The 25,973-nt window shown below is 36.7% G+C and carries 24 protein-coding genes; 2 read left to right on the forward strand and 22 right to left on the reverse strand.

Annotated elements, in window-relative coordinates; genetic code table 11:
* Positions 1–61: 61 nt before the first annotated feature.
* The 15 genes from LACWKB8_RS07130 to LACWKB8_RS07200 all read right to left on the reverse strand — a co-directional run bounded on the left by LACWKB8_RS07130 (position 62) and on the right by LACWKB8_RS07200 (position 12,995).
* On the reverse strand, positions 62–1,681 hold the full coding sequence (locus LACWKB8_RS07130; RefSeq protein ID WP_038523921.1) for a CTP synthase: 1,620 nt from the start codon (positions 1,679–1,681) through the stop codon (positions 62–64).
* Between the two features lie 125 nt (positions 1,682–1,806).
* A complete protein-coding gene (gene rpoE, locus LACWKB8_RS07135) occupies positions 1,807–2,361 on the reverse strand; it encodes a DNA-directed RNA polymerase subunit delta (protein ID WP_038523924.1) in 555 nt (184 codons plus the stop codon).
* Positions 2,362–2,408: 47 nt separating this feature from the next.
* Complete coding sequence (locus tag LACWKB8_RS07140; protein ID WP_038523927.1) at positions 2,409–2,813, reverse strand: DUF1934 domain-containing protein; 405 nt, start codon at positions 2,811–2,813, stop codon at positions 2,409–2,411.
* 653 nt (positions 2,814–3,466) lie between these two features.
* Positions 3,467–4,237, reverse strand: a complete 771-nt coding sequence (locus tag LACWKB8_RS07145) for a carboxyl transferase domain-containing protein (RefSeq protein ID WP_038523929.1) — start codon at positions 4,235–4,237, stop codon at positions 3,467–3,469.
* Positions 4,227–5,081: an acetyl-CoA carboxylase carboxyltransferase subunit beta gene (locus LACWKB8_RS07150; RefSeq protein ID WP_038523933.1), complete on the reverse strand. Its 855-nt coding sequence runs from the start codon at positions 5,079–5,081 to the stop codon at positions 4,227–4,229. Before LACWKB8_RS07150 ends, LACWKB8_RS07145 begins: the two co-directional genes overlap by 11 nt.
* Positions 5,071–6,468 carry an acetyl/propionyl/methylcrotonyl-CoA carboxylase subunit alpha gene (locus LACWKB8_RS07155; RefSeq protein WP_038523935.1) on the reverse strand — a complete coding sequence of 466 codons (1,398 nt, stop codon included), beginning with the start codon at positions 6,466–6,468 and terminating at the stop codon, positions 5,071–5,073. The genes LACWKB8_RS07150 and LACWKB8_RS07155 overlap by 11 nt, the downstream gene beginning before the upstream one ends.
* Before the next feature lie 11 nt (positions 6,469–6,479).
* Positions 6,480–6,926 carry a 3-hydroxyacyl-ACP dehydratase FabZ gene (gene fabZ, locus LACWKB8_RS07160; RefSeq protein ID WP_038523938.1) on the reverse strand — a complete coding sequence of 149 codons (447 nt, stop codon included), beginning with the start codon at positions 6,924–6,926 and terminating at the stop codon, positions 6,480–6,482.
* An 11-nt stretch (positions 6,927–6,937) separates the two neighbouring features.
* Positions 6,938–7,396: an acetyl-CoA carboxylase biotin carboxyl carrier protein gene (accB, locus tag LACWKB8_RS07165; protein ID WP_038523940.1), complete on the reverse strand. Its 459-nt coding sequence runs from the start codon at positions 7,394–7,396 to the stop codon at positions 6,938–6,940.
* On the reverse strand, positions 7,397–8,629 hold the full coding sequence (fabF, locus tag LACWKB8_RS07170) for a beta-ketoacyl-ACP synthase II (protein ID WP_038523943.1): 1,233 nt from the start codon (positions 8,627–8,629) through the stop codon (positions 7,397–7,399). It lies immediately after the preceding gene.
* Between the two features lie 10 nt (positions 8,630–8,639).
* Positions 8,640–9,374: a 3-oxoacyl-[acyl-carrier-protein] reductase gene (fabG, locus tag LACWKB8_RS07175; RefSeq protein WP_038523946.1), complete on the reverse strand. Its 735-nt coding sequence runs from the start codon at positions 9,372–9,374 to the stop codon at positions 8,640–8,642.
* Entirely contained in the window at positions 9,371–10,321 is a 951-nt protein-coding gene (locus LACWKB8_RS07180) for an ACP S-malonyltransferase (protein ID WP_082229355.1), read from the reverse strand. Before LACWKB8_RS07180 ends, fabG begins: the two co-directional genes overlap by 4 nt.
* Positions 10,308–11,261: an enoyl-[acyl-carrier-protein] reductase FabK gene (gene fabK, locus LACWKB8_RS07185; RefSeq protein ID WP_038523951.1), complete on the reverse strand. Its 954-nt coding sequence runs from the start codon at positions 11,259–11,261 to the stop codon at positions 10,308–10,310. Before fabK ends, LACWKB8_RS07180 begins: the two co-directional genes overlap by 14 nt.
* Positions 11,262–11,264: 3 nt before the next feature.
* Positions 11,265–11,513 (reverse strand): acyl carrier protein, encoded by a 249-nt coding sequence (locus tag LACWKB8_RS07190; RefSeq protein WP_038523954.1) that lies wholly within the window; start codon positions 11,511–11,513, stop codon positions 11,265–11,267.
* Positions 11,514–11,550: 37 nt separating this feature from the next.
* On the reverse strand, positions 11,551–12,522 hold the full coding sequence (locus LACWKB8_RS07195) for a beta-ketoacyl-ACP synthase III (RefSeq protein WP_038523957.1): 972 nt from the start codon (positions 12,520–12,522) through the stop codon (positions 11,551–11,553).
* Positions 12,522–12,995, reverse strand: coding sequence for a MarR family winged helix-turn-helix transcriptional regulator (locus LACWKB8_RS07200; RefSeq protein ID WP_082229356.1), 474 nt, complete (start codon positions 12,993–12,995; stop codon positions 12,522–12,524). The genes LACWKB8_RS07195 and LACWKB8_RS07200 overlap by 1 nt, the downstream gene beginning before the upstream one ends.
* A gap of 308 nt (positions 12,996–13,303) precedes the next feature.
* Here LACWKB8_RS07200 and LACWKB8_RS09030 point away from each other — a divergent pair, with 308 nt between their 5' ends.
* Positions 13,304–14,068 carry a biotin--[acetyl-CoA-carboxylase] ligase gene (locus LACWKB8_RS09030; RefSeq protein WP_052059677.1) on the forward strand — a complete coding sequence of 255 codons (765 nt, stop codon included), beginning with the start codon at positions 13,304–13,306 and terminating at the stop codon, positions 14,066–14,068.
* Between the two features lie 235 nt (positions 14,069–14,303).
* Here the strand turns inward: LACWKB8_RS09030 and LACWKB8_RS07210 are convergent, their stop codons facing one another.
* On the reverse strand, positions 14,304–15,908 hold the full coding sequence (locus tag LACWKB8_RS07210; RefSeq protein WP_038523960.1) for an ABC transporter ATP-binding protein: 1,605 nt from the start codon (positions 15,906–15,908) through the stop codon (positions 14,304–14,306).
* Between the two features lie 470 nt (positions 15,909–16,378).
* Entirely contained in the window at positions 16,379–17,209 is an 831-nt protein-coding gene (locus LACWKB8_RS07215) for a helix-turn-helix domain-containing protein (protein WP_038523963.1), read from the reverse strand.
* Positions 17,210–17,408: 199 nt separating this feature from the next.
* Between LACWKB8_RS07215 and LACWKB8_RS07220 the strand changes: the two genes are divergently transcribed.
* A complete protein-coding gene (locus LACWKB8_RS07220; RefSeq protein ID WP_038523966.1) occupies positions 17,409–18,767 on the forward strand; it encodes an HD domain-containing protein in 1,359 nt (452 codons plus the stop codon).
* Between the two features lie 50 nt (positions 18,768–18,817).
* On the opposite strand, the gene LACWKB8_RS07225 is transcribed toward LACWKB8_RS07220, so the two are convergent.
* The 5 genes from LACWKB8_RS07225 to murQ form a co-directional block, all read right to left on the reverse strand.
* The gene (locus LACWKB8_RS07225) at positions 18,818–20,410 is read right to left on the reverse strand and encodes an ABC transporter ATP-binding protein (RefSeq protein WP_038523969.1); all 1,593 of its coding nucleotides are present in this window, start codon (positions 20,408–20,410) and stop codon (positions 18,818–18,820) included.
* 92 nt (positions 20,411–20,502) lie between these two features.
* Complete coding sequence (locus LACWKB8_RS07230; protein ID WP_038523972.1) at positions 20,503–22,092, reverse strand: ABC transporter ATP-binding protein; 1,590 nt, start codon at positions 22,090–22,092, stop codon at positions 20,503–20,505.
* A complete protein-coding gene (locus LACWKB8_RS07235) occupies positions 22,082–23,701 on the reverse strand; it encodes an ABC transporter ATP-binding protein (RefSeq protein ID WP_242491926.1) in 1,620 nt (539 codons plus the stop codon). The genes LACWKB8_RS07230 and LACWKB8_RS07235 overlap by 11 nt, the downstream gene beginning before the upstream one ends.
* A 139-nt stretch (positions 23,702–23,840) precedes the next feature.
* Entirely contained in the window at positions 23,841–24,815 is a 975-nt protein-coding gene (locus LACWKB8_RS07240; protein ID WP_038523978.1) for a ribose-phosphate diphosphokinase, read from the reverse strand.
* Between the two features lie 236 nt (positions 24,816–25,051).
* The gene (gene murQ / locus LACWKB8_RS07245) at positions 25,052–25,948 is read right to left on the reverse strand and encodes an N-acetylmuramic acid 6-phosphate etherase (protein ID WP_038523981.1); all 897 of its coding nucleotides are present in this window, start codon (positions 25,946–25,948) and stop codon (positions 25,052–25,054) included.
* Positions 25,949–25,973 lie beyond the last annotated feature (25 nt).

Raw genomic sequence — 25,973 nt, forward strand, 5'->3', positions numbered from 1 at the left:
AGAGAAGACCTTCGCCTTCCCCCGTCCAAAAATTTGATTTTGTATTATCTAATTACGCCAATTAAAGCTTTTCTTCAGGAAGACCGCTAGCAGCGCCAATAAATGCCTTGTATAGACCTTCTGGTCTTTGCGGCCTACTTAAAAATTCTGGGTGATATTGTGCAGCGATAAAGAATTTATTTTTAGTCAATTCAATAATTTCAACTAAATGATTATCTGGTGAAACGCCGGCAAAAGTCATGCCTGCTTTTTCAAACGCATCACGAAATTCATTATTAAATTCGTAACGGTGACGGTGACGCTCTTGGATGACATCCTGATTGTCATAAGCAGCAGCTGTCTTTGTGCCCTTCTTCAAGGTTGCAGGATAAAGACCCAAACGTAAAGTTCCGCCGATATTTTCTTCATCACGCTTATCAGCCATAATATCAATTACATTGTGCTTAGTTTTAGGATCAGCTTCAGTTGTATTCGCATCTTTATATCCCAAAACATCACGGGCAAATTCAATAGTAGCCATTTGCATCCCCAAGCACACACCCAAAAATGGAATATCATTTTCGCGGGCATATTTAATCGCGGTAATCATCCCTTCAAAGCCACGTGAACCGAAGCCGCCAGGAACAATTAAACCGTCGGATCCTTGCATGTAGTCAGCAATATTATCTTCAGTGATATCTTCTGCTTGCACCTTGTTAATTACAACATTGGTGTTATAAGCATAGCCGGCATGTTTAAGCGCGTCGGTTACAGAAATATAAGCATCTTCAAGTTCAACGTACTTGCCGACTAAAGTAATCTTAGTGGTGTGTTTAAGATTCTTAACCCTCTCAGCAAGCCGTTGCCATTCTCCCATATCTGCTTCATCTTTAGGACTCTTGATATGTAAGAAATCACAAACCTTTTGATCCATTCCCTGCTTTTGGAAAGCTAGTGGCAAATCAAAAAGTGATGGAGCGTTAATGGATTCAATAATACGGTCAACCGGTACATCAGTAAAGTTCGAAATCTTATCTTTATGTTCTTGGTCAATCGGCATTTCTGCACGTAAAACGAGCATATTAGGTTGGATTCCGATACTCCGTAATTCAGCTACTGAATGTTGAGTTGGCTTAGTTTTCATTTCTTGAGCTGCATGAAGATAAGGTACTAAAGTACAGTGAATGTACATCACGTTTTCTTTACCGACTTCACGCCGCATTTGTCTGATAGCTTCCATGAAAGGAGTAGATTCAATATCGCCAACAGTACCACCAATTTCTGAAATGACAACATCAGAATCAGTAGTTAAACCGGCGCGCATAATTTTTTGCTTGATCATGTCTGTAATATGAGGAATTACTTGAACGGTAGCACCGTGATAATCGCCCCGGCGTTCTTTTTCCAATACTTCTTTATAAATCTTACCGGTTGTGACGTTTGAATATTTGCTTGTCCTTACATCAACGATTCTTTCGTAGTGACCCAGATCAAGGTCCGCCTCAGTACCATCATCAGTGACGAATACTTCACCGTGTTGATAAGGATTCATTGTTCCGGGGTCAATGTTAATGTAGGGATCAAACTTTTGCATCGTAACCTTTAATCCGCGGTTTTTTAATAGTCGACCTAAGCTAGAAGCGGTAATTCCTTTGCCCAGTGAAGAAACAACACCGCCAGTAACGAAGATATATTTTGTCATTAGCCAAACTCCTTTGCAAAAAATAAAAATAATCAAAAATAAAAAAAGCTCCCATACGGGAGCTTAAACGCACATAACGTGCCCAAGTAAAATACTATCTATTTTAAGACTCAAAGTCAAGAAAATTATTCGTCTTCTTCTTCATCATCATCATCATTTAATTCAGATAACTGACCTTCAATGCCGTCTGGTAAATCCTCATCATCTTCATCATCGGTATTGACATAATCTTCGTCATCGTCAAAGTCATCAGTTTCATTATCTGCGGTGGCGTCTAAATCTTCATCTTCTGGATCATCATTATCGTAATCAATAATATCATCGCTACCAGTAGCACTGGCTAAGAAGGCATTAACTTTCTTATGGTGGGTACGAGTATCCTCCTCGTCCTCATCTTCAGGGTGGTTAACTTCTTCATCCACTGATTCATAAGGAAACCATGAACGAAGTGCCCAGACATTTTCACCCATAGAAATGAACTCACCATTAGTGTTCATATCAGTATAAAATTGGGGCAAACGTTCCCTTATTTCTTCATCACTCACGCCTAAGTATTTTTGCACGGCATTAACAATATCAGCGAAAGCCATTCTTTTATTGTTGTCTTCCAGAATTGCGCGAGCAACTTCAATCATTGATAATTCATTGCGATTTTTATTTTTAAAGTCGTTTAATCCCACAATTGTATTCCTCTCTCTTAAACAGTCTTTTTTATTTTACTAGGCGTTCAAGTAAAAATCAATGTGATGGTATAGTTACCTATTAAGTATAGACCACTATAAAGGTCATATTCAATCTGAAGTTCACGTGAACCATCATTTTTAGGGAAAAATTTAATAAATTTTGTCGTGCTTTGTAAGTCCATCTGATAACCTTGCGCAATGTAGCGGCAATTCATCCGCTCACCAACAATAAAATGTAATTGCGAGTAATTATTCTTATCAGTTCCACGCCTAATTATTACATTATTTTCTCTAATTAAAATTTTAACTGGAATTTGATTGTCTTCCAAGTATGAAACTCTGACAGCTCCCTCTGATTCAGTTAGATTACCTTGAGCTTGTTTTTTAAAAGTTTCACTTTCTTTACCTTGAATAATTCTACTAGTAAAATCAATTTTTACTTTAGTCATATATTTGATTTCTTTACAATAAAAAAGCTAATCAGGTTGATTAGCTAAAATAGCTCATTATTTTTATATCATTTTAGCAGACAACATTATAGAATAAATTATTTTATTATGCCAGTAATTACTCTAATTAGTTTTTTAGGCACTGTCAGCAAAATATTAATACCACCAATTATAATTAGGCTTGTACAAACAACAATAATAAATTTTTCACCAACATGATCAAGAATTATTCTGGCAACGACTGACGAAACGGGCCCACCAATATTGGCAAAAGTTCTGATTGTGGTTAAAACTCGTGCTCAGTAATTATCAGAGGTCGAAGTTTGAATAATAGATTCTTCAAGGACATTATGAATACTGGTTGCAGGGCCAAAAAGAAAAAGTAATGTACAAAGAAGTACATGTTTTTTAAAGAAAACAACGTCAAAATAAGCGGTATGGCGCTAATAGTCCAGGCCAAGTCAACTGTTATAATTCTTGCTTTCATTTTGCTGGCTATTAAGGCTCCCAGTATTATTCCCACCAGTATGCAACGGACTTTTTTCTAACATAATTTTTCTCGTTTCGCGCTAGTTCCGTTAAAATTCTATTTCAATTAGAAACTAATTAAATATTTAAAGCAATATATTTTTTATTAATTAGGTTAAATTCTTTTAGAACTTGCGGTATCTTGCATGTCTTTTATCTAGTAAATCTACCAAATTTTCACTTTGAAATTTTTTTAGCTTTTGTCCTATTAAGTCTTTTAATCCTTGTGCTTGATTTTCTAACACTTGTTCAGGCAAAACCCGTTCAACTATGCCCTGCTTCTTTAACCACTCCGGTTCAATGTGCATTATTTCCGCAGCCTTTGTGGCCAGTTTGGCGTCCTTCCACATAATTGAGGCAAATCCTTCAGGTGACAAAACTGTATACATGCTGTGTTCCAGCATCCAGACTTCATCACTGCAGGCCAAGGCCAACGCTCCACCTGAGCCGGCTTCACCAATAATAATAGTTAGAATTGGTACCTTTAACTGTAACATCTCACTAATATTAGCAGCAATAATCTGTCCCTGACCATTCTTTTCTGCTTCTGCTCCCGGATAGGCGCCTGGAGTATTAATAAGAGTGACAATGGGAATACTCATTTTGGCAGCTGTTTTCATTACCCGCTGTGCTTTGCGATAACCTTGGGGCAAGGGACTGCCAAAATTAGTTGCCATGCGTTCTTTTAATTCTTGTCCCTTATTAGTTGCAATGACGCAGACACTCATATCTTTTATGGTTGCAAAACCCGCGATTATTGCAGCATCATCACTACTTGTGCGGTCTCCGTGCATTTCAAAAAAATCTGGAAACAATTGAATTACCAGACGATGCATGTTACTTTTATAGTCACTTCTTGCCCCATCCATAATGGCTAAAATTTTATCATTCGCCATGAACTTGAGCCTCCCATTTCTCTGCAACAAAAATTTTAAGTATCTGACCAAGTTTGGCTACCTGTTCATCTCGGGGTACAATACTATCAATAAAGCCATTTTGGTAAGCATTCTCAACTGTCTGAAAATCTGGTGGCAGTTTCTTATTAATAGTCTGTTCAATTACTCTGCGTCCAGCAAAGCCTAATAAAGCTTTAGGCTCAGCTAAAATAATGTCTGCTTGCGAAGCAAAACTGGCAGTGACACCACCAGTTGTTGGATCCATAATTACGCTGACATAAATTAAATGTGCTGCGCGATGGTCATTAACTGCCTGCGAGATTTTAGCCATTTGCATTAATGAATGCATTCCCTCTTGCATTCTGGCACCACCTGAGGCAGTGAACAAAACCACAGGTAATTTCTTTACGGTTGCTTTTTCAAACAAGCGGGTTATTCGCTCACCAGTGGCTGTTCCTAGACTGCCCATTATAAACACCGGATCCATAATACCCAAAGCAGTTTCGTAACCGGCAATATTTGCTTGTCCAGTTAAAACCGCATCTTTAAGTTTAGTTTTGGACTGCATTTTTTTAATTGTAGCCTGATAACCAGGAAAATCGAGTGGATCAGTAGTTGCTAAATCTGCATCCCATTCCGTAAAGTCCTTTGTCAACATCTTCAAGCGTGCTCTGGCAGTCACTCGAAAACCGTAGCCACAATTAGGGCACAGCTGATATTTACCAGCACGATGAAAATAAAATTTATTGCCACATTTAGGGCAAATTCTAAAAATGCCTTTAGGAACATTTTCCTGATACTTTTTTAATGCACTGTGGGGATGACTTGCAAATCTAATTGCCATTAACCTGCGCTTCCTTTTCATTATGTCTTAGTTGCCGAAGATAATCGGGTAAAAATTCTTGATCTATATACGTTGTTAAATATGTACCGGTCTGAAATTTATCATCATTAAGCAAAGCAATCAAAAAATCGCGGTTAGTAACTAAACCTTTAATCTCAAATTCTGTTAGTGCATCAATCAAACGCTTAATTGCCATTTGCCTGTTAGCTGCATGTGCAATAATTTTGACAATCATCGAATCGTAAAATGGTGAAACGGTATCCCCACTGTTAACTCCACTTTCAATCCTAATACCTAAACCACTAGGCAATACCATTTTTGCGATCTTACCAGCCTGGGGGCAAAAATTTTTACTAGGATCCTCTGCATTAATGCGGGCTTCAATTGCAGCACCATGGACATGCACATCTTCTTGAGATATGCTCAAATCTTTGCCTGCAGCAATATTAACCTGTTCTTTAACGAGATCAATCTGAGCAACTTCTTCAGTAATTGAATGTTCAACCTGAATCCTAGTATTCATCTCCATAAAATAGAAATGATGGTCAGGATCCATTAAAAATTCGATAGTACCGACATTTTCATAATTTATTGCCTTTATTGCTTTAACAGTTATCTGTTGCAAATAGTCTCTTTCTTTTGCACTGATTTGTGAACAAGGCGTTTCTTCAATTACTTTTTGCTGGTGACGTTGCATTGAGCAGTCTCTTTCGGGAAGTGCCACCACATGTCCTGTTTTATCTGCCATGATCTGTACTTCGACGTGTTTGGCTGGGGAAATAATTTTTTCCAGATACATTCTTTCGTCTCCAAAAGAAATTCTGGCTTCTTCTTGTGCCTGGTTAAATGCTTCAGTTAAGTCAGCAGCTTGAGTCACACGTCTTATTCCTTTTCCGCCACCACCTGCAACGGCTTTGAGCATTACGGGGTAGCCCACTTTATTTGCAATTTTGATTGCAGCTGCAGCATTTTTAACAATCCCATCACTTCCAGGAATAACAGGTATATTATTCTTGCGCATCATTTCCCGAGCGTTAGCCTTATTTCCCATTAAAGAAATGGTTTTTGACTTGGGACCAATAAAAACCAGGTGGCATTCTTCACACATTTGAGCAAATTCAGGACTCTCTGATAAAAAACCGTATCCTGGATGAATTGCATCTGCTTCCGTTAGGACAGCCGCACTGATAATATTTTGCATATTTAAATACGAATCGGCTGGTTGGGGAGAACCAATACATATTGCCTCATCAGCTTCTTTCACATGTTGGGCATGTTTATCGGCCGTTGAATAAACAGCAACTGACTTAATTCCCATTTCGCGTAAAGCTCGAATTATCCTTATAGCAATTTCTCCACGATTCGCTATCAAAATTTTTTTAAACATAATGTCACACTTTACTGAATTGCAAAAATTAACTGAGCAGTACATGCAACTTTATCTTTAACAGTTGCTTTGGCCTCACCAATCCCGGCATTTCCACGCAGCTTATCCAGCTTAACTTCTAAATTCAAAGTATCTCCCGGCTTAACCATTGCTCTAAAGCGAGCATTCTTGATACCACCAAAATAGACAGTTTTTCCTTTAAATTCCGGTAGTGTCAGCAATGCAACTGCACCAGTTTGCGCCAAAGCCTCAGTTATCAAAACACCCGGCATTACCGGATTACCCGGAAAATGTCCCTGAAAATAGCTTTCGTTAATTGTGGTATTCTTTTGAGCAACAGCATATTTTCCAGGCTCATAATCTAAGACCCGATCAATTAACAGCATTGGGAATCGGTGAGGCAAAATAGCCTGAATCTGCAAACTATCTAAAGTGTGTAACTTTTTTGGTTCACTCATATTTGCTTCCTTCATTCTGGAATAACCGTGATCAGTGGTTGATCATATTCAACCACTTGTTCATTTGTAACTAAAATTTTATCAATAGTCCCTGTAAAGTCGCTTTTAATTTCAGTCATCATTTTCATTGCTTCAATAACGCAAACCACATCACCTTTATTGACATGATCACCCGGCTTTTTATATTGAGGGTTTTTTGGACTTGCTTGTAAATAAACTATGCCAACAAGTGGTGCCTTAATTTTTAAAGTTTTCTCCTTAGGTGCAGCTATCTTGCCAAGTGGTTGATGAGCAGTTGCCAGCGTCTCTTTAGCAGCTGGTTGACCACTTGACCTTTCTTCCCTAATTTCTACCGGTGTAGCTTGACTTTTGTCAATCTTAATATGGCCACCTTTAAAGTCCAAATCCAGTTTGGTGATATCACTTTGATTAATTTCTGCGATCAATTTTTCAATTTCTTCAAAAGTCATTTAATCATTCCACCTTTTTAACGCGATCACGGCATTATGTCCACCAAAACCAAATGAATTGCTAATGGCATAATCTATTTTTTGTTGACAATTTTGTTTGTTGACCAAATTAACTTTGCACTCGGGGTCTTGCTGGGTTACTCCTACATTTATCGGCAATAATCCTGAATTAAGTGCCAAAATTGTGGCAATAGCTTCAATAGCTCCTGCTGCTCCTAGTAAATGACCCGTCATGCTTTTAGTACTCGAAACAAGGACATTGCTATTCTGACCAAAAACCTGATTAATTGCTTTAGACTCAGCCCAATCATTTGCTTTGGTACTTGTCCCATGAGCATTGATATAGCCCACTTGCTCAGGGCTGACCTGAGCTTCACTAAGAGCCAGTTCCATAGCTCTTGCAGCCTGACTACCACTTGGATCAGGAGAAGTAATATGGTGTGCATCGGAACTCGTCCCATAACCGACAATTTCACCTAAAATATGTGCGCCGCGACTTTGAGCATGTTCTAGCGATTCTAAAACAAGAGAGCCAGCACCTTCTCCCATCACAAAACCGTTACGATTTTGATCAAAGGGAATACTTGCTTTTTCAGGATCCGTTGTCGTGGACAATGTTGAAATTGCAGCAAAACCGGCTATCCCACTTTCATTGATTGCGGCTTCTGAGCCACCGGCAATCATAACATCAGCATAGCCATCTTTTATCTGTCTGAAAGCTTCACCAATTGCATTTGTACTGGAAGCACAGGCAGTCACAATTGTGGTACTGATTCCTTGAGCATGATAGCGAATAGAAATATTGCCTGCTGCCATGTTAGCAATTGAAGTAGGAATAAACATTGGCGAAACCCGATCCAGGCCTTTTTCGTGCCATTTAATGACTTGTTCCTGAATGGTAGTTAATCCACCAATTCCCGTGCCCCAAATTACGCCAAAACGTTCACTATTGGTATTTTTATCATCAATTCCTGCTTGTTCCATGGCTTGTGCAGTTGAATACATCGCGTATAGTGTGAATGCGTCCATGCGTTTGGTATCTTTTTTAGTTAAAAAAAGCAAGGGGTCAAAATTATCCAGTTGCCCAGCCAGTGTAACTCCACTTGTACCAGCATCAAAATAAGTGATCGGCTCAAAACCAATTTTTTGACTATTGAGTCCAGCTTCAAAACTGGTAACGTTATTACCAATAGGTGTTAAGGCACCCAAACCTGTAATTACTACTCTTGTCATTACTTACTCCTTACTGCATTGTCAATCCGCCGTCTACAGTTATTGTTTGGCCAGTAATATAGTCATTTTGGGCTAAAAAAACTGCGGTTTGTGCTATTTCTTCAATTTGTCCCAAACGTTTCAGCGGAATTTCCTTAACTAATTGCTGTTGGATTTTTTCACTAAGATTTCTGGTCATTTGTGTATCAATCATTCCTGGAGCAATGGCGTTACAGCGTAAATTGCGCAGCGCTGCTTCTTTAGCAACAGACTTAGTTAAGCCAATAATTCCTGCTTTACTAGCGGCATAATTAGCCTGACCAATGTTACCTGTTAAACCAACTACACTCGATAAGTTAATAAAACAGCCATTTCTCTGCTTATACATCGGTCTCAGTGACTGTTTAGTAACATTAAAGGTGCCAATCAAATTGGTGTTAACTACACTTTGAAAGTCTGCTTTAGACATGCGATTGAGCAGTCCGTCTTTGACAATACCAGCATTATTGACCACAACATCTAGATGTTCAAAATGATTGATAATTTTGGTAATCATTTCTTTCACATCTTCTTCTTTTGTAACATCTGCGCTAATATCCATTACTTCAACATGATCTTTTTCAAACTGGTCGATGACTTCAGAACTAATTGGTTTGCGGGCGTTTAAAACTATTTTTGCTTCCTGTTTGGCAAAAGCTTGAGCAATTGCCAGGCCAATACCGCGTGAACTACCAGTGACCAAGACCACACTATCTTTTAACTTCATGAATTAAACTCCTTTAAAGCAGAAATTGTTTCTTGCATATTTGTCACACTATCTGTTTGATAGGTTGGAATTCCTTTAAGAATTTTTCGTGCAAAAGAAAGCAAAGTTTTACCTGGTCCTAATTCAACAACCGCAGTTATATCTTGACTATGCTGAGCCAAAGTTTTTGCAAAATAGGTAGTCGAAACTAGCTGCTCCGTCAAAGTCGAAACAAGGTTGTCAGGTGCAAACTCTTTTTGGGTCGTAGTGCTATAAATTGGAAACGTGCCATTATGCCAATCAACTTTGTTCAATTCAGTTTTCAAAGCTGCTTGAATTGATTTCATTAATGGTGTGTGAAAAGCACCGCTTACTTTTAGTGGAACTACACGCGCACCGTCTTTTTCAAGTTGTTCACGCAAATTTTGAACTGCATCTTTTTCACCACCAACAACAATTTGATTAGGAGTATTAACATTTGCTATCCCAATCAGACCTATTTTTTGGGCATCTTTTACAGCTAATTCAACATTTGCTAAAGAACTCTTCATGACAGCCACCATAATTCCTGGATTTTGACTGCTTGCTTGCTGCATAAGTTCACCGCGTCTTTTTATCAAGCGAAGTGCTGACTCAAATTCTAAGTAATTGGCACAAGCAAGACCGCTATATTCACCCAGGCTAAGTCCGATGCCTAATTTTTTAAAATCAGCATTTTCACTAAGAATTTGGTACAAGCCGTAACTCATTGTCAAAATAGTGGGTTGAGAATAACGGGTTTGCGCCAGCTCATTTGCTTTATCTGGGTCAAATAATAATTCCGCGAGATCTAACTGCAATATATCACTTGCTTTAGCGATGATTTTCCGGTAGTGCGGTTCAGTTTGGTATAAATCATATGTCAGACCAGTTTTTTGAGCCCCTTGACCACTAAATAGTAAACAAATCATTTGCTTATCTTTCCCCATTTAGTAATTTGTCTGCTTGACTATAAACCTCAGCCAGAATTTCAGCTGCAGGTTGTTCCTTTTTTACCATGCCTGCAATTTCTCCGGCCATAAATGAACCAGTTTCAGAATTGCCTTCAATTACCGCCCTTCGCAGACTACCAGTTCCCAGTTCTTCCAACTTGTCGTAATCAGGATGCGGCTTTAATGCCTCTTCTTTTTCAAGTTCAATATATGTTTTAGCCATCTTATTTTTTAAAACCCGTGAAGGATGGCCTGCATATTCACCAGTAACTAAGGTACTGGCATCTTTGGCACGTAAAACAGCTTTTTTATAATTGGGATGTATCTTTGATTCAGTTGCTACTAAAAAACGAGTGCCCATTTGCACGCCCTCAGCACCCAACATGAATGCAGCAGCCATACCGCGACCATCGCCTATTCCTCCAGCTGCAATTACGGGAATTTTAACTGCATCTACAACTTGTGGTACAAGGGCCATCGTCGTTAATTTTCCGATATGACCCCCTGATTCCATCCCTTCGGCCACAACAGCGTCAACACCTACACGTTCCATCATTCTGGCCAAAGCAACGGAACCAACAACTGGGATTACTTTAATACCAGCATCTTTTAACTTTTCTATGTATTTTGCCGGATTACCCGCTCCAGTAGTAACAACTGCAACACTGTCTTTATTTGCCAAAATAACCTTGACAACTTCATCTGCATAAGGTGAAAGCAACATCACATTGACACCAAAAGGCTTTTTTGTTAGTGATTTAGCTGATTCAATCTCGTCAGCCACAACACTGCCAGGTGCATTGCCCGAACCAATGATTCCTAAGCCACCAGCATTTGAAACAGCAGCTGCCAGCTTACCATCTGCAACCCAGGCCATACCTCCTTGAAAAATTGGGTATTTAAGACCCAGTTCTTTCATAAATGGACTTAATTCCATTTGTTAACCTTCTTTCGCTGCCAGTTGTTTTTTAACAAAATCGACTAAATCCTGAACTGTTTCAATACCTTCTTCACTTTCGATCTTGATATCAAATTCATCTTCTAATTCATTAATCACTTCAAACACGTCCAGACTGTCAGCATTTAAATCATCTTTTATATTGGATTGAGCTGTAACAGCACTTTCGTCTTCTCCAGTTTGTGCAACAATAATTTCTTTTACTTTGTTAAAAATTTCTTCTTCAGTCATTTGATTTCTCTTTCTTAATAAATTATCTTTATCGTTTTTAAAAACTTAAGGCAATACTGGCAACCGTCAGACCACCACCAAAGCCACTTAATATTAGTTTTTGCTTGCGTTTAATGATGCCAGAATTAACTGCTTCATCCAACAGTATTGGCACACTGGCAGCAGAAGTATTGCCATATTTTGCAATATTTTCCAAAAATTTTTCTGCAGGAATATTTAGATGCTTTGCTATTGCGGATATAATGCGTCCATTTGCCTGATGGAGCAAAAACCACTGCACATCATTTTGTTCCCAGTTTGCTTTAACTATAACTCGCCTAATGGAATTAGGTACTTCATGAGTAGCAAAGTTATAGACAGCTCTACCATCCATTTCGAAGTACTTTTTGTGCACAGAGTTGCTATCTGAACTATACGGTGAACACAAGGCTTGATATCCAGCAGTCAATTTTGTTCTTTGTTCTCCAAAAGCTGCCAAATCTTCAGCAATTATTCCTTCTGCTTGAGAACTTTTTTCAACTAGCACTCCCCCACTGCCATCCCCAAAGAGAACAGCGGTTGAGCGCTCTTGCCAATCTATCAACTTGGACAAAACTTCTGCTCCGATAACTAATCCTCGCTGATATGGTCCTGCTAGCAATTTATCTGCAATTGCTAAAGCATAGATAAACCCAGAACACGCTGCATTAATATCAAATGCCAATGCTTTGCCAGCGTGCAGTTTCCCCTGCACAATTGCTGCAGTTGAAGGTGTCAGATAATCAGGCGACATAGTTGCCACAATAATAAAATCTAGTTGTTCAGGTTTGAGATTAGCTCTTTGCAACAGTAGTTGAGCAACAGTTAAAGCCAAATCAGAAGTCTGCTCATCTTGAACTACATGACGTTCTTTAATTCCGGTTCTTGAAGATATCCATTCATCTGAGGTAGTCATTATCTCCGCTAAGTCATCATTGGTAATTACCTTAGGGGGAACATAATGAGCAGTTTGACTAATTCTTAAACTCATCAGTTAATGCTCCTTTTATTATCAATTCTTGCCGGAAACTCAAGAAAAGCACGCAAGTTCAACAGCGCACGTTCAATAATTGCCACCTGTTCATTATCAAAACCTGCAATAAACTTTTTTACCATATGGCGGTGAAATGAATCGTGCGCCCGATAAATCAAGCGACCACGACTAGTTAAACCCAGCCGAATTATCCTTCTGTCATCTTCACCATTTATTCGTATTACATAGCCCTTACGAACCAAGTTATTAACCATAGTTGACAGCGAACCCGCTGTTACCATCAATTCACTTGCTACTTGGGAACTGGTCTTGTGTTCATACATAGTAATCGCATCGATTGCGTGTAATTCTCTTAGTGAAATGTCTTTAAATTCACTTTTTCGCAATTCACGTTCTTCGACTTTCATAATATCCGAATAAACTGTAGACAAAAGATTATTGATGCGTTTTAAACTTGTCTCCAATAGCATCACCTCTTACTCAACTATATAATCCATAAGGATAAACATATTTTTTAACATATATAAAGCCATAATTAAACTTTTTAATTCAAATAATTTTGCTTTATATTAACTATCAGCATCTCCTTTAAATACTTTTATATTCAAAATAAATTATTAGAGTATGATATGGTATTATTTATTAAATGTCAAACTCTATTTTGCAATATTAGTTTATTTACGATATTAAGGCAAGTGTTTTTATAAAACTCTAAAAATAAATAGTTTGAATATCAAAGTATTTATCAAATTAAATTAGGTATAAGGATAGATTATTAATGAACAGCTTAAAAAGAGAAGAAAATCTAAAAATATTGTTAACCAAATTTCAACTAGAAATTAATTGGTGGAGAAGTATTAATTCCACAAATTTGTATGCAAAACAAAAACTAGCTTCTAAGGGATATTTAGGTCCCGTGCTATACGGAAGTGATGAGCAAACCTCTGGCTACGGTAAACAAAGTCGGTACTTTATTTCACAAAAAGGTGGTATCTATCTATCACTAGTAATTAAGGTGCCGCAATTGAACTGGCAGAATCAAGGATTATTAACTACCGGTATTGCATGGCAACTGCATTTGGCTATTAAAGAGATATTTCATCTAGATACTCAATTCAAGTGGGTGAATGATCTGCTTTTTAAAGGGAAAAAAATAGCTGGTATTTTGGTTGAAGTACCACAACCCCAAGTTGCCATTATTGGGATTGGCTGCAATCTTTACCAAGACCATTTGAATAATGAATTAAAGACTGCTGGCAACTTACTAACAAAAATTGCAAGTGAAAAGCAAATTTGTCAATTTATCGCTCAAATTACAGAAAATTTATTAGAATTTATTCCTCATTTTGATCAAATCAATTTTTTGCCTGAATACAAAAAAAAGCTTGCACTAATGAATAATGACGTAGTACTGGCACTCGGCAAACAAAAAATAAAGGGGAAAGTGACAGACTTAACGCCACAGGCAAATTTAGTCTTAGAAACTGAAGAGGGTTTGAAAAATTTTAATGCTGGCGAGGTAACAAAAGTGAGAGATTTTTAACAAACAAAAAAGACGAAACTACTTCGTCTTTTAAAAATATATCTTATCTTAAATAGTTATAGCTTTTAATATAGCAAGCACTTCTGCAAATAATGCATTTTACAGGTGCGTATGCAAATCTATTACTTTCTCTCTGCCTTATTGAGCGAGTCTTTGACAGCTTCTTTTATTGTTTAAATGGTGCCGATTCATATTAAAGTCAATCACCTAATTACATAAGCGACTTTTTAATAACTTAAACGGTGATGATTTGGTCAAATTTATCTTTATTTTCTTCGTGTAACTGGTGACTAACAAAAACAACGGTTATTTCAGGCTGAGCTAAGAAATCATTTTCTACTTTAATTGCGCCTGCTTTGTCCAAGCTACTTGTAGATTCGTCAAGCAAGTATAATTTGCGATTTCTAAGTAATCCGCGAGCTAGTGCCAAACGCTGCTTTTGTCCGCCAGACAAACTAGCACCACCTTCGCCAACTTGAGTGTCTAACTTTTGCGGCAAAGAGCTCACAAAGTCCCATAAATCAGCCTTTTCCAGTGCAGATTTTATTTCTTCATCAGTAAAATGTTGACCGAGTTCCAGATTATAGCGTACTGTATCATTAAAAAGATACGCAGTTTGATCAATGTAAACTATATTGGCGCGTAAGGTACTATTAGCAATATTTTTATATTCAGTATTATCTAATTCAAGTTCTCCCGTATAATCGGTTAAACGACCAGCCAAAATTTTTAGAAGAGTACTCTTGCCACTGCCCGATTCGCCATCCACCGCAATTTTTTGCCCGTCATCTATCGTAAAATTAAGTGGTTTTTTAAATACTGGTTTATCTGGATGATATGCAATTTGTAAATTTTTAGCTGAAATATTGATAGTAGCAATTTCTCTACCACTTTGAATATTAGCTTTAATCGATTCATCTAATTGATATTTGCTAAAAATCGGATTGAGTGCCTGCAACTCAGTCAAAATCGGTGCAATAACAGCTAATGAATTAAAAACATTAAAGGCCAGCGAAGTAGATGAATTAATTACCCCAATAGTTACCTGCTTTTCTAAAATCAGAAAACCTGTCCAAGCCTGAATAGCTACTTGACTAATAACATTGCTGGCGCCAGCTATACTGTTATTATATGAACTATACTTTGCTTGCCGAACTTTTGCCCCAATTAACTTTTTAACGGCGCTAGTAATCCGCTTTTCTATTTGCTGTTCAGCGGTAAAAATATTATAAGTGGCAAAGCCTTGCAGGCAATCATTAATAACATTAACTACTTTTTCATTTTCCTTACTAGTAGTGAAGTTGCTGCTGGCAACTTTTTTACGCACAAGTTGCGGCAATCCTAAAGTAAAAAAGGTTAAAATGACTACTAATGGTAGAAAAGTCCAGTTAAATTTGAGCAAAGCAATTAAAGAGAAAACTGAATCGCCAAAAATTTGCACCACTGAGAATAAATTGGTAAAGCCATTTTCTTCGACTAAATTCATATCATTAGTCAGCCACGAGGTGTAAACTCCAGTATCATGTTGTTCAAAACGTGAAACCGGATAGTTCTCTAAGTGCAAAATAATGTCTTGCCGTAATCTTAAACTTAGAAATTGAACCGTTTTTACACTTAAAACCTGCTCACTAATTAGAAAAATGGTCATTACCAAAAATAGTAAAATATTGAGCAAAATGTACTTAAAAAAAGCTTGAAAGTCAAGCTTTATCAAGCTATTCAAAATGAAAACATTAATTAATGAATTAAGCACCCGAAAAACAGAACAAATCAGTTGTAAAATAACTACCACTGTCACTTTTCCCGGTTCTTGTTTAACGTATTTAAATAGATTTTTCATAGTAATGTGACCTATAAGTTTTTTATTTCATAGTTTATGTGACTTGCTTTAACAAAAGCTGTATGTAAATAAGTGTATCATAATTAATCTTAAATTAAAATCTCATTTTCAATTAATTTATAATGCTAAAATTGTTTAAATTATCATAAAAAGGAAGATGCAAAAAAAAGAGCAAAAATACTTTTGCTCTTTTATTTAATAGTTTATAACCTATATTTTTTAAATTAATACAAAAATATAGGTTATATAAACTAGGTATAAACTTTTTGATTTTTTTGCATCAAACTCAATTAAAGTTTAATTACTTAATAAATTAAAGTAATTATAAATCTAACCTGGATGATCAGGTAAGATGACAATTACATCTCTTAATAAGTCCATAATATATCTCCTTTTTAATCAACATTGTTAATATAATTTATCCTACTACTAATAACACTATTTACAAGTATATTTTCATATTTGAAAAACTATTTAACTATCTTATCAACAAAAATGGAGTATCCAGCCTTATTTAAAATAACTCTAATTTCATTGGCTTCATCATTTTTATTACCCACAAGGTCACCAAAATATAACCCCAATATTTTGGCAAAAGCCAAGTCCATTTTTTCAGGTAATTTTTTTAGAAAATTTAGTGGCTCATAACAAAAATTAAATTTTCCCAATTCTATACACCAGTTAACATAGTTAACCATTAATACACTTAAAGCTACCTCAATCTTATTTTCAAGATTTCCAGAATTACTATAACGCCTAATAATATTTTTAACTAAGAAAGTTGCTTCTTCAATGCTATATATTCGAATGATATTCGCTAGTATCACAATACGATAATATTCATTTCCATCAGTGTCTTTTTGGAAAATCATTTTCTTAATCTGATTTTTTTGTTTCGACGTTAACCTTCTAATTGCTTTCTTGTCATGAGTGTTCGCAATTAATTTGGCTGCTAATTTAGTAAACTTAATAGACGGAGTCTGTATTTTTATCTTATCCAGGTCTTTGATTACTTTATTAATCTCGACATCATTATCTTCTGTTGCAACTTTTATAAATCTATCGAATAAGTCATTTAATTTCTTTTCATTATTTTCTTCACTTGTAATGTCACCGAAGAATTCCTTAGGGGTAACATCATGACTTTTCAAAATTTCTAAAAAGTCATTTACCCCAATATCATTCAAACCCCGCTCCACTTTAGAGTAAAAGGACACAGAAATAACACCAGCTGCCATTTCTGTTTGTGTTAATCCCAATTGTTGGCGCAAATTTTTAAGTTTATCACCTATATAATTCATTAACTCACCTATCTCTTTTTGTTTATTTATGCACTTACAATTATGCTCACAATTGCTCAAACTAGCAAAATTTATTATTTAATTTTAATAAAAAACGCGAAAAAGACAAACAAGTTAAACTATACGGCTTAAATTTGCTATAATTTAAGTAATTAATAACATTTTAAGCAGATTTGTTAAATAGCTATAGGGGATATACATGCCAAACTTTCATAGTAATAGACTAGCTAAAGAAGTAGTTTTAAGAGATCCGGTACACGAATACATTCACATTGAAGATCAGGTTATTCTGGACATTTTAAAGACTAAAGAATTTCAGCGCATGCGTCGTATCAAGCAGTTAGGACCGATTGCCTATGTTTTTCCCGGTGCTACTCATACCCGCTTTGAACATAACTTGGGTGTTTATGAATTAACTCGCCGCATTTGTAATATTTTTGCCAAAAAGTATCCTTCAAGACGCTCAGGTGATGGACTTTGGGATGACAATAACAGGCTTTTAGTGGAATGTGCTGGTCTTCTTCACGATATTGGTCACGGGCCCTATTCTCACACATTTGAGCATCTTTTTGGAACTGATCATGAAAAAATCGGGCAAAAAATTATTACGGACCCCAGCACTGATATTAACCATGTCTTAAGCCAAGTTTCGCCCAACTTTCCTGCGTTAGTTGCCAGCGTGATTGCAAAAACGTACCCCAATCCCCAAGTAGTAAAAATGATTTCGAGCCAAGCTGATGCAGATCGGATGGATTATCTTAAACGTGATGCCTATTTTACTGGTGTTACTTACGGTGAATTTGACTTGTCCAGAATCTTACAGGAAATTCGTCCATATAGTGATGGCATTTGCTTCACTATGGCTGGAATGCACGCTGTTGAGGACTACATCGTTTCCCGTTACCAAATGTACCAGCAAGTCTACTTTCATAGGGTTGGACGCTCAATGGAAGTTATTTTGCAGCATTTACTTGAACGAGCAAAAATTGCCTACCAACAAGGTAATTTGCCGGTCACACCTAGCTTAGCAAAATTTTTAGCTGGAAATTGGGATCTTACCGATTATCTCAAATTGGATGACGGCGTGATGGAAACCAATTTTTCAATGTGGACTAAATCAAGTGATCCCATCCTGGCTGATTTGAGTAAACGTTACCTTTTCAGACGACCGCTTGCCAGTGTTTGCATTGATGAAGAAACTAAAAGTTTGTTGCCCAAGCTAAAAACCTTAATAAAACAAGCTGGTTTTGACCCTAATTATTATACTGATACTAACTCTGCATTTGATGAACCCTATGACGCTTATAAACCAAGTGGCAAAAATGCTAACAGTCAAATTGAAATTATGCAGAATGACGGTCAATTAATAGAACTATCACAACTAAGTCCGCTTGTCCGTTCACTTAACGGGACATTGCAGGGAGATGAAAGATTTTTCTTTCCCAAAGTTATGATGTCTAACAACCTTGAACCACAAATTTTTGATCCCCTGTATCAAAAGTTTCAACGTTACGTCAAAAATGGTACTCTACGCTATATTAGAAAACCCAAAAAATAAAAAACTGAATCTGCTAGATTCAGTTTTTTGCTGTTTATTCAAAGACAATTTCACCCTTTAACATTTTTTACCAAGTGAATTTCTCTATCAAACAGCTGTTTCATCTGCTTGTTAAAACTGTGAGCGATAAAAATTACTGTAGCAGGGGTAGCTATAACCTCATGCAAAATTTGCATTGTTGCTTCTTGGTCAATGGCACTAGTGCCTTCATCAATCAAAATAATTTCACTCTGATGAACTAAAGCTCGTACCAAAACAATCTTTTGCCTTTGACCACCTGAAATATTCAAATTATTAAGATCAATCTCTTGTTCCAGCCCATTATCAAATTTAGCAATATCTCCAGCTAATTGCACTTTCTCAGTCAGAGCTGGTAAAGCACTCTTTAGTTTTTCGACAAACATCGTCATGTTATCGGCAATGCTGACGGGAAAGAGAACTGGATCTTGGGGAATATAACCAATTTTACTCATATCGGGTGTAACCACGACTCCATCTTTATTTTTAAAAATGACTTGACCAGAACTTGGTTTAATTTGACCTAAAATCAGCTTAAATAATGTTGATTTTCCGGCTCCAGAATCACCAGTTAATAGTATTTTTTCGCCAGGTTTCACATTAACGTCAGGAAAGAGCAAACTCTCACCATTGGGAAATTTTAGGCTCAGATCATGCGTACTAATTGCAGCAGGCGTTGCTACCTTTTTGGTCTCTACTTTTTCTATCGGTGCAGACGTTTTAGCAATTTCCTTATTTAAAGATTCGGTTCCCTTCATTTGACCATAGCGATTAACTATAAGTTCAATACTTTGTCTTAAATAGAAATTACAATTGCCTACTCCAGTGATTGCACCAAATGCTACTACTTTAGCTTGGAACAAATAACCTGCCAGTATGAACAAAATTATAGAAAAAGAAATGGATACTAATCCGTTAATAATAGACAGTAACTGCATCACGCCATTTTGCTTAATATTGGCATTTTCTAAATTTTTACCAGCCGCACTAGTTATTTTAAATAGCTTATCTCCAGCAAAATAACGTTGAATTTCTGCCAGACCGTTCAGCCATTTTTCCAAGCAGTCAAGATATTTACTATTACTTTCAGAAATTTGATTCATCGACTTTTGCAATGGCTTTTCTAACAATTTGGGTAAAGCTAGTGAAATAGCTACCATTAAAGCAATTGTCAAAAGTAAACTCCAGTGTAATGAGATCAGTAGAACAACTACAGAGATTAAATTGATGACACCACCAATTAGAGTAAAGAATGGCGTGAAATAATTTTCCTGACTTTGAACCAAGTCATTTGTCAACCGATTTTGAATTTGAGCAACAGAATGTTCTTTTTGATCTGCATAAAAGTGAGATACAGATCTTTTTCTGATATGAAAATTAAATTCCTCTTGTTGTTTTGATAGAAGGAACGCATTCAGTCCTTGTATTAAATATTGAAATAGGAAAGCGATAAAGGAAATAACTGTCATAAGTAAAAACTGGTGCAATTTTTGTTGCTGAATTGCTGTAGTTTCCAGCATAACTAATTGTGTAGTTACAATTGGTAAAGCCCATTCCAAAATCGTGGTCAAAATCAGTATCATGAAGCGTAAAGGGTTTTGTCTGTACAAGTCTTTGATTGTCATAGCGGGTTTGTCTCTCCTTTCTATTAGTTTACTTTTATTATCTGGGTCAATTTTTTAATGTGAAAATACAATTTGAGTTGTAAATCACATTTTTATCTTGTTTGTTTAACTAGGTGAATTTCCCTATCAAAGAGTTGCTTCATTTGTGTATTAAAACTATGAGCAATAAAAATCACTGTGGCTGGTGTTGCTGTAACTTCCCGTAAGATTTGCATTGTTGCTTGCTGGTCAATAGCACTAGTGCCCTCATCGATTAAAATAATTTCACTTTGGTGAACTAATGCCCGCACCAGAACAATTTTCTGTCTTTGCCCACCTGAAATATTCAATTTATTTAAATTAATTTTTTGGTTTAAGCCCTCATCAAATTTAGCAATATCACCTGCCAGTTGCACCTTCTCTACCAGTTGAGGTAGAGCACTTTTTAGTTTATCGGCAAACATTGTCATGTTATCGGCGATGCTTACTGGAAAAAGTACCGGATCTTGGGGAATATAGCCAATTTTACTCATGTCGGGGTTAACTATATTACCATTTTTGTTTTTAAAAGTGATTTGTCCCGAACTAGGTTTAATTTGCCCTAAAATGAGTTTGAATAACGTTGATTTACCTGCTCCAGAGTCACCGGTTAAAAGAATTTTTTCACCGGCTTTTACATCAATGTCAGGAAACAGCAAACTTTCACCATTAGCAAATTGCAAACTGAGATCGTGTGTAGTAATTGCAGCAGGTGTCGCCACTTCTTTTATTTCTTTTGTTGTTACTGGCGCAGCCGTTTGGGCAATTTCCTTGTTCAGAGCGCCCGAACCTTTCATTCTGCCGTAAGAGGTTACTATAAACTGAATTCCTTGTTTCAAGTAGTTTAGGCAATTGCCTACTCCTGTAATGACGCCGAATACAACCAGATGTTGTTTGAACAAATAACCTGCCAGTAAAAATAAAATCAATGAGAAAATTGTTGATACCAAGCCATTAATGATAGTCAATAACTGCATGACTCCATTTTGCTTAACATTAGCATCTTCTAATTCCTTCGCTGCAGCACTTGTTACCTTAAATAATTTTGCGCCACTAAGATAACGTTGTAGTTCAGCAAGTCCATTCAGCCATTTTTCCAACTTGTCAAGATACTTTTGATTACTCTTTGAAATATTAAGCATTGACTTTTGTAACGGCTTTTCAAGCAGCTTGGGTAAAGCTAAAGAGATTAGCACCATGATTAATATTGTTATGAGCAAACTCCAATGTAATGAGAGCAATAAGACAACAGTCGCAATTATAATGACTATTCCGCCAATTAAACTAAAAAGAGGGGACAGAAAATTTTGCTGACTTTGAACCAAGTCATGGGTTAAGCGGTTTTGAACTTGTGCTACTGCATGGTCTTTTTGATCTGCATAAAAATGTTTAGTGGTTTTATCCCTGATTGCAACATTATATTGTTCTTCCTGCTGAGACAAAATGTATTGTGACAGCCCTTGCAGTAAATAATCTGACATTGCACAGACAAAAGCACATACAATAGCAATTAAAAACATTTTAAAATTGCCTTGTTGAATTGCGGTTGTTTCAATAATACTGAATACCGTACTAAGAATTAACAGTGCATAGAAACTGACATTGATTAAAAGTAAAATAATAAAACGTAAGGGATTTTGTTGATAAAAGTCTTTAATTGTCATCCGAATTACCCTTCTTTTTATTTGATTGTAAATAAATTTGATAATCAAATTTTTCTTTTAATTCAGGGCTAAAGTTATGAGCAATCATTAAAACCGTCTTATCAGTATCAAGCAAATCACCAATGATTGCACTAGTGGCATTACTGTCTATTGCACTAGTAGCCTCGTCTAGTAGCAGAAACGGCTCATCATGAACCTCCGCTCGAGCTAAGACTACCTTTTGTCTTTGTCCACCTGATAAATTGCCCTGATCTAGATCAACCACAGTATCAATTTGCTTGGGAAACTTGGCTAAATCTGGCACTAATTGAACTCTTTGAATGACTTCTTTGAGCTTGCTAGTCAATTTACGATTAAACATCGTAATATTATTAGCAATAGTGTCAGGAAAAAGAGTTGCATCTTGAGCGACATAACCTAACTGAGCGTTTTGCGGTAAAATTTTGGTGCCGTCTTTGCCGGTGAAATAAACTTCACCTGTTTCAGGTTTAAGTTGTCCCAGTAAAACTTTGAATAAAGTCGACTTGCCTGTACCTGAATCACCAGAAAGTAAAACTTTATCACCTTTATTGATCGTAAAATCGGGATAGGTAATGCTTTCACCATTTTGGTATTGCACCATTAAATTGTGACACTCTACGCCATAAGCAACAGTACCTTTTTTTCTTTCAGGAATTGGCTTGGTCAATTGTGCAATTTCCTGACGCAATTTTTTGGTGGATCTCATCTGCGTCATTGCACTAATAACTGACCAGAGACCATTAAAAATTGTTGAAGCGAAGCTACCAGCTATAAACCAATCACCTAAAGTAATTACATGTGCAAAAAATAACAGGCCACTCCATAAGCTCGCACCTATTTGACCAATGGCATTGCCTAAGCCATTAATGCTAATAGAAATTCCTTGCACTTTTCTTCTATAAATATTGGCTGCTGCCAGTTTACGGCTGTCTTGGCCAAGTGCTCTGTCCAAGCGAGCCCCCGCACTGTAACGGCGTAATTCTCCTAATCCGGAAAACCAATTTTCAATGGTATTTAAAAGCTGCGCATTTTTCTTAGCTGCTGCAGCTGTAGAATTCGATAACTTTTTGGTCATAATTTTAGGTAGCATCAGCACAATAATTGCCGCTACAGCAACAAATAAAATTAATGACCAATGCAGAGTTATCAATGTGCCAATTGCAAAGACAAGACTTAACAAATTGGTCCAAATTTCAATCCAAGGTGTAGCATAATCATCTGTTAAAATCTTGAGATTGTTGCCTAACTCATTTTGCATTTCTGATACTTTATAATCGCCAGAATTGTAATACCGCCGCATTATCTGGGCACGAATGTTGTGCACGCATTCCTGAATTTGTTTATTGAACAAAAAAGTACCTAACGGCAAAGACAAGACTGTGAATATCGAAAAAGCAAAATCAATAAGCATCCACAATACAAATCTTTCCCAATTACCTTTAGTTAAATCATTAATTGCATATTTAAAAAGATAGGTCGAGATTGTTCCACCCACGGCATAGGCAAAAAAGATAAACAGAATGAAAATTGCTCGTGGAATATTAGTTTTTAATAGCTCTTTGAGTGACATCGCTTTTCGTCCTTTCATTTTTACTATGATTTTATTAAACTTTAATTTAATTTTAAATGCAATCAAATTTTACCAAAAGGTCATTTTATTGAACTAAGTGGTCATTTGCCCAAACTAAAAGACCTGCTTTAATTAAGCAGATCTTCTAGTTTATCTTTTATTTGTGTTTATCTTTTTCATATCTGGTATTAAATAAAGGACTAAGTGCTTCGTGCTTTTGAATGCACTTGATTGCATCCCCAATAAGTGGACCAACCGAAACTAAAAGTGTTTTTTCCAGTTTCTTTTCAACTGGTTGATTGATGGAGTCCGTTAATACCAAGTTTTTAATCGGAGAATCGTTTAATCTTTGAATAGCAGGACCTGATAAAACTGCATGTGTAGCACTAGCATAAACTTCTGTTGCTCCAGCATCTATTAATGCTTGTGCAGCTAGGGTGATTGTTCCTGCTGTATCAATCATGTCATCAATAATGATAGCGCGCTTACCTTTAACGTTACCAATGATATTCATTACCTCTGAAACATTGGCACGTGGGCGACGTTTATCCACAATTGCAATTGGTGTCTTTAAAAACTCTGCTAACTTGCGGGCACGAGTCACACCACCATGGTCAGGTGAAACTACCACGGCATCTTTTTGCAAATTATTCCTTAAAAAGTAATCAGCAAGTAAAGGTGCACCCATTAAATTGTCAACTGGGATATCAAAGAATCCTTGAATTTGTGGGGCGTGAAGATCAAGTGACAAAACTCGAGTTGCACCAGCTTCTTGCAACATATCAGCTACTAGTTTAGCAGTGATTGGCTCACGGGGTCTTGTTTTACGATCTTGACGAGCATAACCATAGTAAGGAATTACAATATTAATCGTCTGTGCACTGGCACGGCGCACAGCGTCAATCATGATTAGCAACTCCATTAAGTTATCATTAACCGGCACACTGGTTGACTGAATTAAATATACATCTTTACCCCGGACAGATTCATCAATATTAATTTGAATTTCGCCGTCACTAAAGCGTTGAACGCTGGACTTACTTAGGGGTACCCCCACACGTTCGGCAATTTTTTCTGCCAGCGGAACGTTTGAATTAAGGGCAAACAACATCATATTGTCTTTATAAGACATAATTTCCTCCGTATTAAAATTGTTAACAACTTATTATTTTACCAAAAGTTGTCTGAAAAAGTTACTTCCTATATTATTATTCAACTTTAATGAATGACATTCAAGCCTTGAATACTAGATTAAACCGTAAAATAGGACTTTTTAACAAAATAATTCATAATTTATCAAAGAAAAACCTTTCAGTTGGTTTAAATACCATCTGAAAGGTTAGCCAAAATTATTTGCAGCCAAACATTTTATTCTCCCTGTAATACACGGCTAACATTGCCATGATATCTTGTGAGCAACTTGCCAGCTGCATTTTTATCTTTTTTAGTTTTTGACATTATTATCGCTAAGTCAACTTTGTTATCGGCTTGTTTTAAGTAAGCTAAAGCCTCCTCAGTGGTAACGCTTGTGGTCTCACTTATAATGCGACATGCACGGTCAACCAACTTCGCATTAGTCGGTTGCACATCAATCATCACATTTTGGTAAACTTTACCTTGTTTGATCATTACACCGGTTGAAATCATATTTAAAATCATTTTTTGTGCTGTACCGGCTTTCATGCGTGTTGAACCTGTGACGACTTCAGGTCCAACTATTGCCTCAATCGCAATCTCGGCTACTTGACCAATAACTGAGTTTGGCACACAAGCTACTGCAATGGTTAAGGCACCTTCTTTCTTGGCATATTGCAGTCCGCCAACAACATAAGGCGTCCTACCACTAGCAGCTAATCCAATAACCACGTCATTAGCAGTTATTTTTATTTTGTTTAAATCAGTACTGCCCAGTACAGTAGAATCTTCTGCACCTTCTACGGCAGAAAACATTGCACCTTTACCACCGGCAATTAAACCAACTGCTCTCTCCGGTTTAATACCATACGTAGGCACTAATTCTGCAGCGTCCAGTACGCCTAAACGGCCACTGGTGCCAGCACCCATATATACTAAACGGCCACCCAGTGCGTATCTTTTTGCGGCTTCATCAATCGCAAGTGCAATTTGTTTTTCTGTAAGTGCAACAGCTTGAGCTACCTTTTGATCTTCTGCATTAATCGTCTTTACCATATCAAGTGTGGACATGGTATCAATGTGAGTCGTAGCAGGATTACGAGTTTCGGTCACTAATTTTTTTATTTCCATATTATTCCTAACTTATTTTTTAATT

This window comes from Lactobacillus sp. wkB8 (assembly GCF_000761135.1).
GTDB classification, from domain to species: domain Bacteria; phylum Bacillota; class Bacilli; order Lactobacillales; family Lactobacillaceae; genus Lactobacillus; species Lactobacillus helsingborgensis.

What these genes read in the sequence shown, in the direction of transcription:
- LACWKB8_RS07130 (WP_038523921.1), bottom strand. Translation starts at nt 1,681, where the DNA reads ATGACAAAATATATCTTCGTTACTGGCGGTGTTGTTTCTTCACTGGGC.
- LACWKB8_RS07140 (WP_038523927.1), bottom strand. Translation starts at nt 2,813, where the DNA reads ATGACTAAAGTAAAAATTGATTTTACTAGTAGAATTATTCAAGGTAAA.
- LACWKB8_RS07145 (WP_038523929.1), bottom strand. Translation starts at nt 4,237, where the DNA reads ATGGCGAATGATAAAATTTTAGCCATTATGGATGGGGCAAGAAGTGAC.
- LACWKB8_RS07150 (WP_038523933.1), bottom strand. Translation starts at nt 5,081, where the DNA reads ATGGCAATTAGATTTGCAAGTCATCCCCACAGTGCATTAAAAAAGTAT.
- LACWKB8_RS07155 (WP_038523935.1), bottom strand. Translation starts at nt 6,468, where the DNA reads ATGTTTAAAAAAATTTTGATAGCGAATCGTGGAGAAATTGCTATAAGG.
- fabZ (WP_038523938.1), bottom strand. Translation starts at nt 6,926, where the DNA reads ATGAGTGAACCAAAAAAGTTACACACTTTAGATAGTTTGCAGATTCAG.
- accB (WP_038523940.1), bottom strand. Translation starts at nt 7,396, where the DNA reads ATGACTTTTGAAGAAATTGAAAAATTGATCGCAGAAATTAATCAAAGT.
- fabF (WP_038523943.1), bottom strand. Translation starts at nt 8,629, where the DNA reads ATGACAAGAGTAGTAATTACAGGTTTGGGTGCCTTAACACCTATTGGT.
- fabG (WP_038523946.1), bottom strand. Translation starts at nt 9,374, where the DNA reads ATGAAGTTAAAAGATAGTGTGGTCTTGGTCACTGGTAGTTCACGCGGT.
- LACWKB8_RS07180 (WP_082229355.1), bottom strand. Translation starts at nt 10,321, where the DNA reads ATGGGGAAAGATAAGCAAATGATTTGTTTACTATTTAGTGGTCAAGGG.
- fabK (WP_038523951.1), bottom strand. Translation starts at nt 11,261, where the DNA reads ATGGAATTAAGTCCATTTATGAAAGAACTGGGTCTTAAATACCCAATT.
- LACWKB8_RS07190 (WP_038523954.1), bottom strand. Translation starts at nt 11,513, where the DNA reads ATGACTGAAGAAGAAATTTTTAACAAAGTAAAAGAAATTATTGTTGCA.
- LACWKB8_RS07195 (WP_038523957.1), bottom strand. Translation starts at nt 12,522, where the DNA reads ATGAGTTTAAGAATTAGTCAAACTGCTCATTATGTTCCCCCTAAGGTA.
- LACWKB8_RS07200 (WP_082229356.1), bottom strand. Translation starts at nt 12,995, where the DNA reads ATGCTATTGGAGACAAGTTTAAAACGCATCAATAATCTTTTGTCTACA.
- LACWKB8_RS09030 (WP_052059677.1), top strand. Translation starts at nt 13,304, where the DNA reads ATGAACAGCTTAAAAAGAGAAGAAAATCTAAAAATATTGTTAACCAAA.
- LACWKB8_RS07210 (WP_038523960.1), bottom strand. Translation starts at nt 15,908, where the DNA reads ATGAAAAATCTATTTAAATACGTTAAACAAGAACCGGGAAAAGTGACA.
- LACWKB8_RS07215 (WP_038523963.1), bottom strand. Translation starts at nt 17,209, where the DNA reads ATGAATTATATAGGTGATAAACTTAAAAATTTGCGCCAACAATTGGGA.
- LACWKB8_RS07220 (WP_038523966.1), top strand. Translation starts at nt 17,409, where the DNA reads ATGCCAAACTTTCATAGTAATAGACTAGCTAAAGAAGTAGTTTTAAGA.
- LACWKB8_RS07225 (WP_038523969.1), bottom strand. Translation starts at nt 20,410, where the DNA reads ATGACAATCAAAGACTTGTACAGACAAAACCCTTTACGCTTCATGATA.
- LACWKB8_RS07230 (WP_038523972.1), bottom strand. Translation starts at nt 22,092, where the DNA reads ATGACAATTAAAGACTTTTATCAACAAAATCCCTTACGTTTTATTATT.
- LACWKB8_RS07235 (WP_242491926.1), bottom strand. Translation starts at nt 23,701, where the DNA reads ATGAAAGGACGAAAAGCGATGTCACTCAAAGAGCTATTAAAAACTAAT.
- LACWKB8_RS07240 (WP_038523978.1), bottom strand. Translation starts at nt 24,815, where the DNA reads ATGTCTTATAAAGACAATATGATGTTGTTTGCCCTTAATTCAAACGTT.
- murQ (WP_038523981.1), bottom strand. Translation starts at nt 25,948, where the DNA reads ATGGAAATAAAAAAATTAGTGACCGAAACTCGTAATCCTGCTACGACT.